10 protein-coding genes and 4 tRNA genes are annotated in these 15,745 nt (G+C 69.5%); 8 read left to right on the forward strand and 6 right to left on the reverse strand.

The window, feature by feature from the left end; genetic code table 11:
• Positions 1-4: 4 nt before the first annotated feature.
• On the reverse strand, positions 5-2,767 hold the full coding sequence (locus tag ACIA5G_RS31140) for a ricin-type beta-trefoil lectin domain protein (RefSeq protein WP_395929599.1): 2,763 nt from the start codon (positions 2,765-2,767) through the stop codon (positions 5-7).
• 36 nt (positions 2,768-2,803) lie between these two features.
• Positions 2,804-4,867, reverse strand: coding sequence for a PQQ-dependent sugar dehydrogenase (locus ACIA5G_RS31145; RefSeq protein ID WP_395929601.1), 2,064 nt, complete (start codon positions 4,865-4,867; stop codon positions 2,804-2,806).
• 167 nt (positions 4,868-5,034) lie between these two features.
• Between ACIA5G_RS31145 and ACIA5G_RS31150 the strand changes: the two genes are divergently transcribed.
• The 3 genes from ACIA5G_RS31150 to ACIA5G_RS31160 all read left to right on the forward strand — a co-directional run bounded on the left by ACIA5G_RS31150 (position 5,035) and on the right by ACIA5G_RS31160 (position 8,572).
• Entirely contained in the window at positions 5,035-5,382 is a 348-nt protein-coding gene (locus ACIA5G_RS31150) for a hypothetical protein (RefSeq protein ID WP_395929603.1), read from the forward strand.
• Positions 5,383-5,388: 6 nt separating this feature from the next.
• Positions 5,389-7,833 (forward strand): glycoside hydrolase family 2 TIM barrel-domain containing protein, encoded by a 2,445-nt coding sequence (locus tag ACIA5G_RS31155; protein WP_395929605.1) that lies wholly within the window; start codon positions 5,389-5,391, stop codon positions 7,831-7,833.
• Positions 7,834-8,182: 349 nt separating this feature from the next.
• Entirely contained in the window at positions 8,183-8,572 is a 390-nt protein-coding gene (locus ACIA5G_RS31160; protein ID WP_395929607.1) for a hypothetical protein, read from the forward strand.
• Between the two features lie 49 nt (positions 8,573-8,621).
• Here the strand turns inward: ACIA5G_RS31160 and ACIA5G_RS31165 are convergent.
• The 4 genes from ACIA5G_RS31165 to ACIA5G_RS31180 form a co-directional block, all read right to left on the reverse strand.
• Positions 8,622-8,696, reverse strand: a tRNA-Val gene (locus ACIA5G_RS31165).
• Position 8,697: 1 nt separating this feature from the next.
• A tRNA-Cys gene (locus tag ACIA5G_RS31170) sits at positions 8,698-8,768 on the reverse strand.
• A 24-nt stretch (positions 8,769-8,792) separates the two neighbouring features.
• Positions 8,793-8,865 (reverse strand) — tRNA-Gly (locus ACIA5G_RS31175).
• Positions 8,866-9,001: 136 nt separating this feature from the next.
• Positions 9,002-9,427, reverse strand: a complete 426-nt coding sequence (locus ACIA5G_RS31180; protein WP_033293569.1) for an SsgA family sporulation/cell division regulator — start codon at positions 9,425-9,427, stop codon at positions 9,002-9,004.
• 390 nt (positions 9,428-9,817) lie between these two features.
• On the opposite strand from ACIA5G_RS31180, the gene ACIA5G_RS31185 reads away from it, so the two are divergent.
• From ACIA5G_RS31185 to ACIA5G_RS31205, 5 genes are all read left to right on the forward strand, one after another.
• Positions 9,818-9,889: transfer RNA gene (locus ACIA5G_RS31185), tRNA-Val, on the forward strand.
• A 774-nt stretch (positions 9,890-10,663) separates the two neighbouring features.
• On the forward strand, positions 10,664-12,193 hold the full coding sequence (locus ACIA5G_RS31190; protein WP_395929610.1) for a sugar transferase: 1,530 nt from the start codon (positions 10,664-10,666) through the stop codon (positions 12,191-12,193).
• Positions 12,194-12,404: 211 nt separating this feature from the next.
• A complete protein-coding gene (locus ACIA5G_RS31195; RefSeq protein ID WP_395929612.1) occupies positions 12,405-13,019 on the forward strand; it encodes a malonic semialdehyde reductase in 615 nt (204 codons plus the stop codon).
• 142 nt (positions 13,020-13,161) lie between these two features.
• Positions 13,162-15,189 (forward strand): threonine--tRNA ligase, encoded by a 2,028-nt coding sequence (gene thrS / locus ACIA5G_RS31200; RefSeq protein ID WP_395929614.1) that lies wholly within the window; start codon positions 13,162-13,164, stop codon positions 15,187-15,189.
• Positions 15,186-15,728 carry an HIT family protein gene (locus ACIA5G_RS31205; RefSeq protein WP_395929616.1) on the forward strand — a complete coding sequence of 181 codons (543 nt, stop codon included), beginning with the start codon at positions 15,186-15,188 and terminating at the stop codon, positions 15,726-15,728. The genes thrS and ACIA5G_RS31205 overlap by 4 nt, the downstream gene beginning before the upstream one ends.
• The last annotated feature ends 17 nt before the right edge of the window (positions 15,729-15,745 follow it).

A 15,745-nucleotide genomic window follows, 5' to 3' on the forward strand; every position in this document is an offset into this window, starting at 1 on the left:
CGAGCTAGCTGCGCGACCACTTCTGGTTGGTCGCCCCGTTGCACGTCCAGATGACGAACGGGGTGCCGTTGGTCGTGCCGTGGCCGGTCACGTCGAGGCACTTGCCGGATCCGGCGTTGACGACCGCGCCACCCGACTGGACGCGCCACTGTTGCGTGGTGGCTCCCGTGCAGTCGTGGATCTGGACCGTGGTCCCGTCGGCCGTGCCACCGCCGGCGGCCTCGAGGCACTTGGTGTCGAAGACCTTGAGCTGGTTGCCGGTCGTGGACGTCCACGTCTGGTTGGTGCCGTTGGTGCAGTCCCACAGCGCCGGGATCGTGCCGTTGGCCTGGTTCGCCGCGGGGACGTCGGCGCACTTGCCCGACTCCTGGGCCTTGAGGATGCCGGCGGTCTCGGTGCGGGCCCACTTCTGGTTCGCGCCGCCGTTGCAGCCCCAGAGCACCAGCGCGGTGCCGTTGACCGTGCCGTGCCCGGTCGCGTCGAGACACTTGCCCGACCCGGTGCTGACGACCGAACCGTCGGCGTTGACGGTCCACTGCTGGGCGGCGGTGCCGGTGCAGCTCGAGATCCGGGCCGCGGTCGCGTCGGTGGCGTCCAGGCACTTGGTGTCGTAGACCATCAGCTGCTTGGCCGGGGTCGCGGTCCAGCTCTGGTTGGCGCCGCCGGTGCAGTCCCAGAGCGCGACGGCGGTGCCGTCGGCCTGGCTCGCCGCGGGGACGTCGGCGCACAGCCCCGACTCCTGGCCCTTGAGGATGCCGCCGAAGTCGCCGTCCGGGTTCGGGGTGACGCTGAAGTTGTCGAAGAGGTCCGTCTGGTAGCCGACGACCCCGACGCCGGCGAGGCCGGTGGTGAACGCCGTGTCGGTGACCGTGCCGAGCGTGGCGCCGTCGAGGGTCGCGGTGATCCGGTTGCCGCTGAAGCCGAGTTCGACGGTGTGCCAGGTGTTCAGGCCCAGCGCCGCGTGGGAACCGGAGGTGAGCGTGGTGAGGACGCCGCCGCTGCTGTTCTTCGCGATGGACCAGGCGCCGGTGTCGGCGACGCGCAGCTGGTACGCGGCCTGGTGGCTCTGCGGCCGGTTCTGCGTGTTGGCCCGGCCGAGCAGGGTCACGGTGCCGGCCTGCTGGAGGTCGACGTCGGTGCTGACGGTGTAGTTGCTCCACTGTGGATCGCCGACGAGGGTGAAGGCGTCGCTGTCGTCCTGCCAGTTGATCGGCCGGATCGGGGCGACCTGCTGCAGGCACTGCCCACCGCGGCCGCCCGCGCACGGGCGGACCTCGAACGAGCCTTGCATGTCGGAGAAGTACTTGGCGGCACTGCGGGGACGGTAGCCGTCGAAAGTGTCCGAGTAGGGGAGCGCAAGCCGGCCGGCCGGCGGGCTGGTCGCGGTGCCCTTGCCCTGGCCGGTGGTCGTGGTGACCGTGTAGATCCGGTTCGGTTGCAGGGTCAGGGAATACGACCCCGACGAACTGACGTCAGCCTGCTTGACGAAGTGGTCGGCGGGGTTCGACGAGCCCAGGTCGGTGGACCAGACGTGCACGGTGCCGCTGTTCAGCCCGCCGGAGACGGTGACGTTCACGGTCTGGGCGGCCGGCGCACCGGTGGTCTCGTAGATCGTCGAGTAGTCGGTGCCGTTGGTGGACTTGACCGAGAGGTAGCTGCCGTTCGCCCGGTTGCCGCCGAGGTAGCCGCTCGCCGAGCCGGTGAGGAACTTCCAGCCGGGCTGGGTGAACTGGGTCACCTGCGCATTGGCCCACAGGTTCTTCCCGAGCGCGTAGGCGCCCGACCACGGCGTGTTCGCGGTCGCCAGCCCGACGGTGCTGTAGGGCAGGTTCGAATACAGCGCGGCGATCAACGGCCAGTTCATGAACCCGGTCAGCTGCCCGTCGAGGTAGCCGCGCGTGATGGTGCGGATGTAGGCGGCCGAGCCGGTGGTGAAGTCCTGCGAGCCGAACTCGCTGGCCCACAAGGGTTTTCCGGTGGCGACGGCGTTCGCGGACGACGCGCACGACGTCGCGTCCGAGAGGTAGCCGCACGGGTAGTGCGAGCCGACCACGCCGACCGCGGCGTTGAACCCGCTGTCGGAGAGCATGTCGTCGGCGGTGTTCCAGCTGCTGTCGTCGCCGACGATCTGCACCGAACCGTAGCCGCGGGAGTTCAGCGCCGCGCGCAGGTTCTGGTACCAGGTCTTGTCGTGGCCGCGTTCGTTCCAGCCGCCGAGGTAGCTGATCGTGAGGCCGTGCTGCTTCGCGCAGTCGAGCCAGGAGATGTCGTAGTCGATCATGTCCTGGGACCAGAAGTTCCCGCCGCCGATCCAGCCCGGCGCGGCCCAGGGCAGCGCGACCAGCTTGATCCCGGGGTTGCGGGTGATGGCCTGCTCGCCGAGCCAGAACTCGTACCCGGCGTTGCAGTTGATCTCGCCGCGCACGTGCTGGTGGCTGGGTTCGGCGCCGTCGGTGGAGTTCGCGTCGCCGCCGATCTCCAGCTTCAGCAGCTGCACGGCGGCGCCGTAGCCGGGCTTGAACAGGTAGTCGAGGATCTGCGAGCGCTGGGCCGGCGGGTAGTCGATCAGCAGGCGGGAGTTGCCGCCGCCGCCGCTGATCGCGCCGACACCGTCGAAGGTGCGGCCGGTGCTGCCGCCGTTGACGGCGATCGTGGTGGCCGCCCCGGCGGGCGCGGCGGTCACCACGAGTGAGGCGGCGGCGAGCAGGGGCGGCAAGCTCAGGAAGAGGAGCCGGCGGAGCGTGGAGCCGCGGCGCTGCGGACGCATGGGGGATCTCCTTCGGAACTCATCGCGGTGAGGGGGTCAGGACAGCGCGACGTGGAAGATCTTTTCGTTGCTGTTGTCCGGGATGCTGTCCTTGTCGCCGTTGTTCGTCGTCGTCAGCCACAGGCCGCCGTCCGGCGCGGGCTCCACGGTGCGCAGCCGCCCGTAGGTGCCGTTGAAGTAGGCCTGGACGTCGGTGAGGTCGCTGCCGCTGAGCACTTCCCGGTACATCCGGGTCCCGCGCTCGCAGGCGACGTAGAGCACGTCGCGGACGATGGCGATGCCGGAGCAGGAACCGTCCGCCGTGGAGTACGTCCGCTTCGGTGCGATGAAGCCCGCGGTGCCGCACGTCCCGGACGTGCCTTCACAGGCCGGCCAGCCGTAGTTGCCGCCCTTGGTGATCAGGTTGGTCTCGTCCATCACCGCGTTGCCGAACTCCTGCTCCCACAGCCGGCCCTGCGAGTCGAACGCCAGCCCCTGCGGGTTGCGGTGGCCGTAGCTCCACACCTGGTTGCCGAAGGGGTTGTCCGAAGGCACGCTGCCGTCCGGGTTGATCCGCAGGATCTTGCCGTTGAGGCTGGTCTTGTTCTGCGCGTTGTCGCCGTTCTGGGCATCCCCGGTGCTGGCGTAGAGCTTGCCGTCCGGCCCGAAGCGCAGCCGGCCGCCGTTGTGGAACTTGTTGCGCAGCAACCCGCTGAGCAGGACCTGTTCGGTACTAGTGGTGAGCTTGTCGTTCTCCAGCTTGATCCGCACGATCCGGTTGTCCGACGGCGAGGTGTGCATGATGTAGAGCCAGTGGTCGCCGGCGAAACCGCTCGAGACGGCCAGGCCGAGCAGGCCGCCCTCACCGTCGGTGTTGTCGACGCCGGGGACCGTGCCCACGCTGGTCTTGGCCCCGGTGGCGGGGTTCAGGTGGACGATGTCGTGGGCGTCGCGCCGGCTGTAGAGGATCGTGCCGTCCGGCAGGGTCACCAGGCCCCACGGGATGTCGGTGTCGGTGGCGACCTGCGTCACCGCGCACACGGAGTCGCCGCAGGCCGCACCGGTGGTCACGGTCGTCGACGCGCTGGGCGCCGACACGTTCGCCTGCGCGTCCCGCGCGACGACGGAGTACTGGTAGCTCGTGTTCGCCGCCAGCCCGCTGTCCACGAAGGTCGTCGCGGGCGGCGCGGTGGCGGTCCCGGTGACGGTGCCGGCCTTGGCGCCGCCGCGGTAGACGTCGTAGGCCCGGACGCCGATGTCGTCCGTGGCCGCGGTCCAGTTCAGGGTCACCGTGGTGCCCGACGCCCTGCCGGTCAGGTTCGTGGGCGCGCTCGGCGCCTGGGTGTCCGGCTGACACTGCGGTGGGGTGATCGGCACCGTCGCACTGGCCTGCGAGACGTTCCCGGCGGCGTCCCGCGCGTTGACGTACAGGCCCCAGGTCACGCCGCCGACCACGGTGAGGTTCGTCGACAGGGTGCTGCCGCCCACCGATTTCATCAGCTGGCCGTCGTGGTAGACGTCGTAGAACGCGACGCCCACGTTGTCGGTGGCGGCGTTCCACGAGAACGTCACGGCGTCGCAGACCAGGTCGCTCACCCGTGGGTTGCCCGGCACGCTCGGCGGCTGGGCGTCGCCGAGGGCGGTGCGCCACTTCTGGTTGCCCGCGCCGGTGCAGGTGTACAAGCCGACCAGGGTGCTGTTCCCGGTGCCCGCCCCGGTGACGTCCAGGCAGAGGCCCGACTGCACGCCGACGATGCTGCCGTCGGCGGTGATCCGCCACTTCTGGTTGCCGCCGCCGGTGCACGGGTAGATCTGCGCGTCGGCCGGGGAGGTGGTGCTCGCGCCCGCGACGTCGAGGCACATCGCGCCGTCGTAGACCCGCAGCTCGCCCGCCGGAGTGAACGTCCACGCCTGGTTGGCCTGCCCGATGCAGTCGTAGATGTTGACGCGCGCCTTCGCCGCGGTGCTGTTGCCGACGACGTCCAGGCACCGCCCGGAGGCCACGCCGACCACGGTCGAGCCGGTGGCGGCGGTGGCGGTGGGCGCGACCAGCGCGGCGGCGCCGAGCACCGCGGTCAGGACACCGAGGCGCAGTCGTCGGCGGAGGTTCGAGGAGAACATCGTCCACCCTTTCGCGAGGGATCGGCCGGAGTCGTCGGGAGGGCGGTGCGGCACCACTGTCCTGGGCCCGCCGAACGGCCGTCAAGACTTGTCCGGCTGCTTGTCCGCTTGGTCGCCCTTTCCCGTTGTACGGTGTGTCATATATCAGATCGGACGTGGGAGGTCTGGTGGAACTCACCCGACGCCAGGCGCTGGCGATCAGCGCGGCCGGTGTGGCCGCTGCGGGGTGGCCGGCGTCCGGAGCCGCGGCGGCGGCCGTGGCCGGGCCGGTGACCGAGACCATGCTGCTCACCGGCGGCGACGCCGACCACACCGCCGACTGGGACTTCCAGGTCACCGCCGGCCGGCGCGCGGGGGAGTGGGCCACGATCCCGACGCCGTCCAACTGGGAGTGCCACGGCTTCGGCAGCTACCACTACGGCGGCGACCTCGTCCCGGCGGAGAAGGGCAACTACCGGCACTCGTTCACGCCGCCGGCGTCCTGGGCCGGCCGCCGGATCTTCCTGGTGTTCTAGGCCGCCATGACCGACGCCGACGTGCGGGTCAACGGCGTCTCGGCGGGTCTGGTGCACCAGGGCGGCTTCTACCGCTTCCGCCACGACGTGACGGCCCTGCTGCGGCTCGGCGAGCCGAACCTGCTCGAGGTGACCGTCAGCAAGGAGTCGGCGGACAACTCGGTGAACGACGCGGAGCGCCGCGGCGACTTCTGGAACTTCGGCGGGCTCTTCCGGCCGGTGTTCCTGGAGGCGTACCCGGCCGCGCGGATCGACCGCGTCGCGATCGACGCCCGCGCGGACGGGACCTTCACCGCCCAGGTCACCCTGGCCGGGGTGACCGCGGCGGCCCGGCTGACCGCGCAGCTGCGCGCGCTCGACGGCACGGTCGTCGGCGGGGCCTTTTCGGTCGCCGTGGCGAGCGGTGCCACCGGCGCGACCCTGAACACCACCGTGGTGCGGCCGTCGTTGTGGACGGCCGAGACCCCGAACCTGTACCAGGTCGAACTGACCCTCGCGAGTAACGCCGGCGACCCGTGGCACAGCACCGCCGAGCGCTTCGGATTCCGCACGATCGAGGTCCGGGCCGGGGACGGCGTCTACGTCAACGGGAAGCGGATCGTCCTCAAAGGAGCGAACCGGCACACCTTCTGGCCGACGTCCGGCCGGGCGTCCAGTCTTCGCCTCGCCCGGCTGGACATCGGGCTGATGAAGGACATGAACATGAACGCCGTCCGGATGTCGCACTACCCGCCGGACGCGTACTTCCTCGACCTCTGCGACGAGCTCGGGCTCTACGTCCTGGACGAGCTGACCGGCTGGCAGCGCCACTACGACGAGGGGGTCGGCGCCCCGCTGGTCGAGGCCCTGGTGGAGCGCGACGTCAACCACCCGTCGATCCTGTTCTGGGACAACGGCAACGAAGGCGGCTGGAACACCGCGCTGGACGACGACTTCGGCAAGTACGACCCGCAGCGGCGGGCGGTGCTGCACCCGTGGACGACGTTCGGCGGCATCGACACCAGCCACTACCAGACCTACAGCAGCACCGCGAGCAAGGCCGCCGGCGCCACGATCTTCATGCCGACCGAGTTCCTGCACGGCCTCTACGACGGCGGCGCCGGAGCCGGCCTGAACGACTACTGGAAGCTCATGGGCGGCGCCCAGCGCTCGGCGGGCGGGTTCATCTGGGCGCTCGTCGACGAAAGCGTGGTGCGCGACGACCGCGGCGGCGCCCTCGACACCAACGGCAGCCGGGCCCCCGACGGCATCCTCGGCCCGTACCGTGAAAAGGAAGCCAGCTTCTTCACGATCAAGGACATCTGGTCGCCGGTCCAGCTCGCCAGTCCGGCCTACTACGACTCGGTCTTCCCGGCGTCGTTCGACAAGACGGTGAAGCTGGTCAACCGGTACGACTTCACGAACCTCCGGGAGTGCCGGTTCGCCTGGCAGCTGCTGGCTTTCCCGGTGCCGGGCGCGGAAACCGGCCACCAAGTCCTGTCCCGGGGCCAAGCCGGCGCGCCGGACGTCGCACCGGGGGCCACCGGCGCGGTGACGCTCGGCCTGCCCGCCGACTGGACCGGCGCCGACGCGCTGCGGCTGAGCGTGATCGACCCGGCCGGCCGGGACGTCGCCGGCTGGACGTGGCGCATCCGCAAGGCGCCGGACTTCGCCGCGCGGCTGGTGAAGCCGGCGACCACCGGCAGCGTCACCGCAGCCGAGACGGCCACCGACGTCACGCTCGTCGCCGGCGCCACCCGGGTCACCATCGGCAAGGCCGACGGACGGCTGCTCGGCGTGCGCCGCGCCGGCGTGCCGGTATCACTGGCCAACGGACCCGCCCCGGCCGGCGGGACGGCGACCCTCACCGCGTTCAGCCACTTCCGCGACGCCACCGGCTGGGTCGTCCAGGCCGATTACCGCGGCGACCTGACGTCCGTGCGCTGGCGCCTGGACGCCAACGGCTGGCTGAGGCTGGAGTACCGCTACCACGCCACCGGCGACCACGACCACCTCGGCGTGAACTTCGCCTACCCGGAGACGAACGTCCGAGGCGTCACCTGGCTCGGGGACGGGCCGTACCGCGTCTACAAGAATCGTCTGCGCGGCGTGGCCCCCGACGTCTGGAGCAAGCCGTACAACAACACCGCGACCGGGGCGAGCGGGTTCGCGTACCCGGAGTTCAAGGGCTACCACGCGCGAACCTGCTGGGCGGTACTGGACACCACCGAAGGCGCGATCACGGTGGTCGCCGCGGAGGAAGGCCTGTACCTCCGACTGTTCACCCCGGCCTCCGGTCCCGATCCGCAGAACGCCGTCGTCACGTACCCGGCGGGCGACATCTCGTTCCTCGACGGCATCACACCGATCGGCAACAAGTTCCACGGCGTCGCATCCTTGGGCCCGGAGAGCCGCCCGAACGCCGCAACCGGCGACTACCACCGCACAGTTCACCTCCGCTTCGACGCGTGACCACCGGAACTCCCGCTTAGCTGACACCGTCAGTGGCGCCGCACCGGGACGAGCCGGCCGCGCCTGATGCTGCGACGGCTGTTCCTCGAGGAAATAGAAGCGGGCCGCGCAACGGCCTGGTGGACCCGCTCTAACGGCCGGGTTGTCACGCCCTGGCCTCCGGTTCGGCGGGGTCGATGGTCGTGAATCCGCCAGGCGGTGCGCATCCGCCCATCAGGGCCATGTTCTCCACGTGGTTGCGCGTGAACCTTTCGGTGCACACCATCCGCTTGTCGAGCGGTTGCGTCCTGCTGTCGCTGAAGGAGGTCGGCGGGAAAGTCTACAAAGGAGGCCGGAAGGGACCCGGTTCGTGGCTCTGCCGCCGGGGATAGCGGTGCTTTACGAGGAGCTGATGGACAGCCATCGCGATCCGTTCGTCCTGTCCACGCCGGAGGGACATCCGTGGCGGCGATCGAACTTCCGGATCCGGTTCTGGCGGCCGGCGTGGGACGGCGTCGAACTGGACGACGCCGGCGCGGGGGAGCGGCGGTCACCGATCCTGCCGACGTTCACCTTCCACGAGGGCCGTCACACGCACGCTACGTGGCTGATCGAGGACGGGATCCCGGAGGTCGCCCGCCCTAGGGACGCCCGCGATGGGGAGCGGGCGAAGCTGGTGTCCTGGTTCCCGCACCTAAGGTCTGGGCGGGCCATCCAGGCGCTGGGTGCCGTCGCCATTTCGTCGCCATCTGACGACTGAAGCCCTGCCCCTCCGGGGAGGGACAGGGCTTCTGACCTGCGAAAACACGTGGTGCGCGATACTGGGATTGAACCAGTGACCTCTTCCGTGTCAGGGAAGCGCTCTCCCGCTGAGCTAATCGCGCGAGGTGGAGACGGGATTCGAACCCGTGTACACGGCTTTGCAGGCCGTTGCCTCGCCTCTCGGCCACTCCACCGTGCCAGGCCTCGAGAGCCTACCGAGCGGATGACGGGATTCGAACCCGCGACCCTCACCTTGGCAAGGTGATGCGCTACCAGCTGCGCTACATCCGCACTACCCAGCTACGGTTCGGGAGGTCCGGGGCCGTGGCCCTGTCGCTCACCCCGTCGCCGTGGTGTGTGAAAACCATATCGGACCCCGAAAACGGCTTCGACACCGGGGTGTCACTCAGCCGTTGCGGGCCCGTCATCAGGCGAGATCGTGCGGGATGAGGTGGGTGAGCGCGTCGTCGACGTCGACCCACAGGTGCTCGTTGCCGGGCAACACGACGTCGTAGGTGCGGTCGAGGAAGTCGGCGAGCTCCTGGGCCGACGCCTCGAACATGGCGTGCCCGGACGGCGAGTTCAGCTCGATCAGCACGGACTCGGGGTCTTCGACGGAGGGGCGGATGCGGACGTCCCCGTCACCCGCGTCGGCCAGCAGGCCGTCCGCGAGGAGGTCGCGCGCGTAAACCCACTCGACCCAGCCGGCGCGGCCGGTGCGGAAGGCGGCGACGACCGCATACGGGTCGCGTGTGTCGTAGCGCAGCTCCACCTTCACCGGAACCGCGGGAGTCCGCGGCGCCAGCAGGTCGAAGACCGCCGTCGAGCGGAGCGTCACGTGATCGTTGCGCATCGTCCTACCCTTCGTCTCCCTTCCCGGCCCGGCCTGGCCGAGGGCGTCCACCACTGGGACGCATCGGGAGGCCGATTCCGTCGCGGGTGCGCCGCAGATCACCCGTACGGCTCATGGCCTCCGTCTGTCGCCCGTGATCACCCACGGCGCGCAGCTGACCGGCGCGCCCCGTGGGGCCCACACCTCCATATTGCGCGGTTTAGCCGCCGGGCGATAGCACCGTCGCACGGATGTCGAACGTGGTGTCGGGCGGCCCCCGTCCGGCACAACCCCGGCTAGCTCGGGGTTGTTCGTTCCGTACTCGCCGGTAAGCGGAGTGTGGTCGCCGAGGACCACCCGTTTGCAGGCCCCCGGAAGTCGTAGGCTAAAGTCTTCAGCAACACCGCGAGCGGGCGATTAGCTCAGCGGGAGAGCGCTTCGTTCACACCGAAGAGGTCACTGGTTCGATCCCAGTATCGCCCACATCAGCGCGACGCCGAAGGCCCTGGACAAGCTGTCCGGGGCCTTCGCTGTTTCTGCGGTCGCCGGCCGCGCCCAGGTCGGTCCGGCCTTTTGTCGGTGGTTCACCCGTGCGCCGAACCGGAGTGAACGATCCGTTCGGATCTTCCGTATCTGCTGACGAGGGCGGTTCGCGGCCCGCCGCCGAGGCTCGCCGGAACTGCTTCCGAAACGTGCCGCCGCGGCGGTCTTCTGTCGAACGGAACCCGCCGGAGGTCCCCATGTGATCCTCGGCACGTGCCGTCGCCGCGGCGGATGCCGAACTGGTCCAGCGACGTGTGACGGAAGTGCCGCGCGTGACGATTCGGCGAAGAACGTCACGCTGTGATCATCCGGCGGCCACGCCGGGTCGCGAACGAGGCGCCCTGGTCCACTGTGGACGCCGTTGCCCGCGCAGTGTCCACAGTAGATTTTTCACCACCCGTTCGGCCGTTTGGAACAGTGTGGTCCACCCGGGTGCGGGCACTGCGCTTTTGGCTACATTCCGTAATTTTTCCATGGATACGGCCTATTACACATCGTCATCATCTTGTTATCTTGCGGCCATTTTCTGGCGGGGAACACGCGCAGCATGTGGCTGGAAATCCTTGTAACGATGCTGAGAGAGTCGCCGATACCTTGCCGTGTGAAGCCTCAGCGGGCATTAGCGCGACAGCCGAGTTGTGGTGACTCTCCGGAATCACTATCGGTGACGCTGCGTACCTGCGAGATCAACCCGATCCTGTCCCGGGAGGTCAGATGGAAGAGTCGGTGCGGCCTTCGTACACGGTGAGCCAGCCACCGCCGCACATCGACCTCCAGGCCATCCCGCGTCCCGTCAAGCGGGACGAGCACCCGGCGGGCGAACCCGCCGGGACGCCGTCCCCCAAGGCGCTGCCGGCGGCCTGGGAAGCGAGATACAGAGCCTGGGTCATCGGCAGCGATGTCTTCATCACGCTGCTGGTGATCGCGATCAGCGCGTTCGTCATCGATCGTGTTGCCCCGCACGACATGCACGCTTTCGGCACGATCCTGGCGATCTTCGTCTCGCTGCCGGTGAGCCGGGCGTGGAGCTCGCGGGTGCTCGGTGAAGGCGCGGAGGAGTACCGCACCCTCGGCCGCGGCTTCATCACCGCGGCCGTCCTGGTCGCGCTGGGCGGCCTGCTGTTCGGCGCGCTCGAGGTCCAGGTCTGGGTGTTCGTCGTGGTCCCGGCCATCGCGCTCGTCGCGTTCCCGCAGCGGTACCTGCTGCGCCAGGTGCTGCACCGCAAGCGCGCCAAGGGACTCTGCCTGCTGCCGGTGATGGCCGCGGGCAGCCCGGAGACGGTGGCCGACCTGATCGCGCGCACCCGCTCGGAGGTGCACGTCGGCTGGCGCGTCGAGGCGGCGTGCACGTTCAGCGGGCACGGCGCCGACCGCGACAGCGGCGAGATCGACGGTGTCCCGGTGGTCGGGCGGCTCGAGGAGCTGTCCGGGCACGTGCGCCGCGGCGGTTACCGGGTCGTGGCGATCACCGCCGACCAGTACTGGACGCCCAAGCGGTTGCAGCGGCTGGCCTGGGACATGGAGGGCACCGGCGCGGAGATGGTCGTCGCACCCGTGCTGATGGAGGTCGCCGGCCCCCGGCTGAACGTCACCGGTGTGCTGGGCATGCCTCTCCTGCGCGTCACCGCGCCGATGTTCACCGGCGGGCGCCGCGTGGTGAAGGAGGTCGTCGACCGCTGCGGCTCGGCGTTCCTGCTCACCATGATGTCCCCGCTGCTGCTGGTGATCGCGCTCGCGATCAAGCTGAACGACCGCGGCCCGGTGATCTACCGGCAGCGCCGCGTCGGTCGCGACGGCGCCGTCTTCACGATGTTGAAGTTCCGCACGATGGTCACCAATGCCGACGAAATCCGGAAAACCCTCGAGACGGCGAACGAAGGCTCGGGCCCGCTGTTCAAGATGAAGCGCGATCCGCGTATCACCCGCGTGGGTGGTCTCCTGCGCCGATATTCGCTCGACGAGCTGCCCCAGCTGTTCAACGTCGTGTCCGGGCGGATGTCGCTCGTCGGCCCGCGGCCGCCGCTGCCGGAGGAAACCGCGCAGTACGCGCCGGACGCCCGGCGCCGGCTGCTGGTGAAGCCGGGGCTGACCGGCCTGTGGCAGGTGAGCGGGCGCAGCGACCTCACCTGGGCCGAGAGCATCCGGCTCGACCTGCGCTACGTCGAGGACTGGTCCCTCGCGCTGGACCTGGTGATCCTCTGGAAGACCTTCCGCGCGGTGATGGGCGGGCAGGGCGCCTACTGACCCGTTCCGCACCGCGTTCCGCGCACACGGCCGCCGATCCCCGCCGCAGGGGGCCGGCGGCCGTGCTCGTCCCCGGTCGGGTGACCGGCGCTCGCGCCCCGTGGTCCTTCCTTGTGATCCACTTCACCGACCGCAGATGGTTGAGAGCGAAATAGTTCAACGCTCAACTTGGTTCTTCCGGGTACCGACCCACGGAAGGAACCTCAGCCCGATGACCACCTTTGCCGAGCAGACCGAAGCCCTTCAGCTCCCCTCGGACGTGCAGAACCTGCTGTTCCGCGAGGCGCGGACGGCCAACAGTTTCAGCTCCGAGCCGGTGACCGAGGAGCAGGTCCGCGCGATCTACGACCTCGTCAAGTGGGCCCCGACGTCGATGAACACCCAGCCGCTGCGTGCGCTGGTGCTGCGCACCGCCGAGGCGAAGGCCCGCCTGCTCCCGCACATGGCCCCGGGCAACCGGGACAAGACCGAAGCCGCTCCGCTGACCGTCGTGCTCGCCGCGGACGTCGACTTCCACGAAAACATCCCCCAGGTCTTCCCGCACGCCCCGCAGGTGAAGGACAACTTCTCCGACGAGCAGGGCCGCGTCGAGTTCGCCAAGCTGAACTCGCTGCTGCAGGTCGGCTACTTCATCATCGGCGTCCGCGCCGCCGGCCTGGCCGCCGGGCCGATGACCGGCTTCGACGCCGCCGGGGTGGACGACGAGTTCTTCGCCGACAAGAAGTGGCGCTCGCTCGTCGTCGTCAACGTCGGCAAGCCGGGGGAGAACCCGTGGTTCGACCGGCTGCCGCGGCTGGACTTCGACCAGGTCGTCGAAACCCTCTGACCCACCTGGTCCGTCGAACGGGCAGGCCGCTTCCCGAACCGGAGGCGGCCTGTCCGGCGTTCGCGGACGCGCGTGAGGCGCGCGCGGGCCGCCGACTAGCATCGACGGCGTCGCCTTTATCACTGAAGTTCGAGGAGCCATCGTGTCCCAGTCGCCCCCCGTTTCCCCCGTGGCCGCCTCCCGCGTGGTGGTACCGGCGGGCACTACGGCGGGCGCCGCGGTCCGCGAGGCCGGTCTGCCGACCAAGGGCCCGGACACCGTCGTCGTGGTCCGCGACGCCGAGGGCAAGCTGCGCGACCTCGCCTGGGCCCCGGAATCGGACACCGAGGTCGAGCCGGTCGCCGCGAACACCGAGGACGGCCGCAGCGTCATCCGCCATTCGGCGGCCCACGTGCTCGCCCAGGCTGTCCAGCAGCAGTTCCCGGACGCCAAGCTGGGCATCGGCCCGCCGGTGAAGGACGGCTTCTACTACGACTTCGCCGTCGACACTCCGTTCACCCCGGAGGACCTGCAGGCGCTCGAAAAGCGCATGAAGCAGATCGTCAAGGGCGCCCAGCAGTTCTCCCGGCGCGTTTTCGACTCGGTGGACGAGGCGAAGAAGGAACTGGCGGACGAGCCGTTCAAGCTCGAGCTCGTCGACCTCAAGTCCGAAGTGGACACCTCCGAGGTGATGGAGGTGGGCGAGGGTGAGCTCACCATCTACGACAATCTCGACCCGCGCACCAAGGAACGTGTCTGGAGTGACCTCTGCCGCGGTCCGCACGTGCCGACCACCAAGTTCATCCCCGCGTTCAAGCTGACCCGCGTCGCCGCCGCGTACTGGCGGGGGAGCGAGAAGAACCCGCAGCTGCAGCGTATCTACGGCACGGCGTGGGAGTCGGCCGAGGCACAGGACGCCCACCTCGAGCGCATCGCCGAGGCCGAGCGCCGCGACCACCGCAAGCTCGGCGCCGAGCTCGACCTGTTCTCCTTCCCCGAGGAGATCGGCTCGGGCCTGCCGGTGTTCCACCCCAAGGGCGGCATCATCCGCCGTGAGCTGGAGAACTACTCGCGCCGCCGCCACGAGGAGGCCGGCTACGAGTTCGTGAACACCCCGCACATCAGCAAGGGCGAGCTGTTCCACACCTCCGGCCACCTGCCCTACTACGCGGACACGATGTTCCCGCCGGTGCAGTTCGACGAGGAGAACTACTACCTCAAGGCCATGAACTGCCCGATGCACAACCTGATCTTCCGCTCGCGCGGGCGGTCCTACCGCGAGCTGCCGCTGCGGCTGTTCGAGTTCGGCACGGTGTACCGCTACGAGAAGTCGGGTGTGGTGCACGGCCTGACCCGGGTGCGCGGCCTGACGATGGACGACTCGCACATCTACTGCACCAAGGAGCAGATGCCGGGCGAGCTCCGGTCGCTGCTGAAGTTCGTGCTGGACCTGCTGGCCGACTACGGCCTCTCCGACTTCTACCTCGAGCTGTCCACCCGCGGCGACTCCGACAAGTTCATCGGCGAGGACTGGGAGTGGGAGGAGGCCACCGAGACGCTGCGGCAGGCGGCCGTCGACTCCGGCCTCGAGCTGGTCCCGGACCCGGGCGGCGCGGCCTTCTACGGGCCGAAGATCTCGGTGCAGGCGAAGGACGCCATCGGCCGCACCTGGCAGATGTCGACCATCCAGCTGGACTTCAACCAGAACAAGCGGTTCGAGCTCGAGTACACCGCGCCGGACGGCACCCGCCAGACGCCGGTGATGATCCACCGCGCGCTGTTCGGCTCGATCGAGCGGTTCTTCGGCGTGCTGACCGAGCACTACGCGGGCGCGTTCCCGGCGTGGCTCGCGCCGGTGCAGGTGGTCGGCATCCCGATCACCGCCGACCAGGTCGAGCACCTGCAGGACATCGAGAAGGCGTTGCGCGCCAAGGGGATCCGCGCCGAGGTCGACGCGAGTGACGACCGGATGCAGAAGAAGATCCGCACGCACACCACGCAGAAGGTGCCCTTCATGCTGCTGGCCGGCGCGAAGGACGTCGAGGCGGGCGCGGTGTCGTTCCGCTTCCGCGACGGCGGCCAGATCAACGGCGTGCCGGTGGCCGACGCCGTCGACGCGATCGCCGGCTGGATCGAGCGCCGCGAGAACGCCTCGCCGTCGGCCGAGGCGCTGGAGACGGTCGTTCGGTGAGTGACGGTCCCGAGCTCGTCGAGCAGCAGGGCGCCGGGGTCCAGGACGCGTTCCAGCGGCTCTGGACCCCGCACCGGATGGCCTACATCAAGGGCCAGGACAAGCCGGACGGCGACGACGAGCCCGGCTGCCCGTTCTGCCGGATCCCGTCGCTCGACGACAAGACCGGCCTGATCGTCGCGCGCGGCGAGACGGTGTTCGCGGTGCTGAACCTGTACCCGTACAACCCCGGGCACCTGATGGTGGTGCCCTACCGGCACGTTGCGGACTACACCGAGCTGACGGTGGAAGAGACGCGCGAAGTCGCGGAGTTCACCCAGCACGCGATGAAGGTGATCCGCGCGGTGTCCGGCGCGCACGGGTTCAACATCGGCCTGAACCAGGGCGTGATCGCCGGCGCGGGCATCGCCGCGCACCTGCACCAGCACCTGGTGCCACGCTGGGGCGGCGACGCGAACTTCATGCCGATCATCGGCCAGACGAAGGTGCTCCCGCAATTGCTGGGCGAAACGCGGGATCTGCTGGCCGACGCCTGGTGAAACGCTCGAATGCCGTA

The sequence above is a fragment of the Amycolatopsis sp. NPDC051758 genome (genome assembly GCF_044453095.1).
In the GTDB taxonomy this organism is placed as follows: Bacteria; Actinomycetota; Actinomycetes; order Mycobacteriales; family Pseudonocardiaceae; genus Amycolatopsis.

Excerpts from the sequence above, each read along its gene's own strand:
- ACIA5G_RS31180 (WP_033293569.1), bottom strand. The coding sequence starts at position 9,427 with ATGCGCAACGATCACGTGACGCTCCGCTCGACGGCGGTCTTCGACCTG.
- ACIA5G_RS31145 (WP_395929601.1), bottom strand. The coding sequence starts at position 4,867 with ATGTTCTCCTCGAACCTCCGCCGACGACTGCGCCTCGGTGTCCTGACC.
- ACIA5G_RS31140 (WP_395929599.1), bottom strand. The coding sequence starts at position 2,767 with ATGCGTCCGCAGCGCCGCGGCTCCACGCTCCGCCGGCTCCTCTTCCTG.
- ACIA5G_RS31155 (WP_395929605.1), top strand. The coding sequence starts at position 5,389 with ATGACCGACGCCGACGTGCGGGTCAACGGCGTCTCGGCGGGTCTGGTG.
- ACIA5G_RS31195 (WP_395929612.1), top strand. The coding sequence starts at position 12,405 with ATGACCACCTTTGCCGAGCAGACCGAAGCCCTTCAGCTCCCCTCGGAC.
- ACIA5G_RS31190 (WP_395929610.1), top strand. The coding sequence starts at position 10,664 with ATGGAAGAGTCGGTGCGGCCTTCGTACACGGTGAGCCAGCCACCGCCG.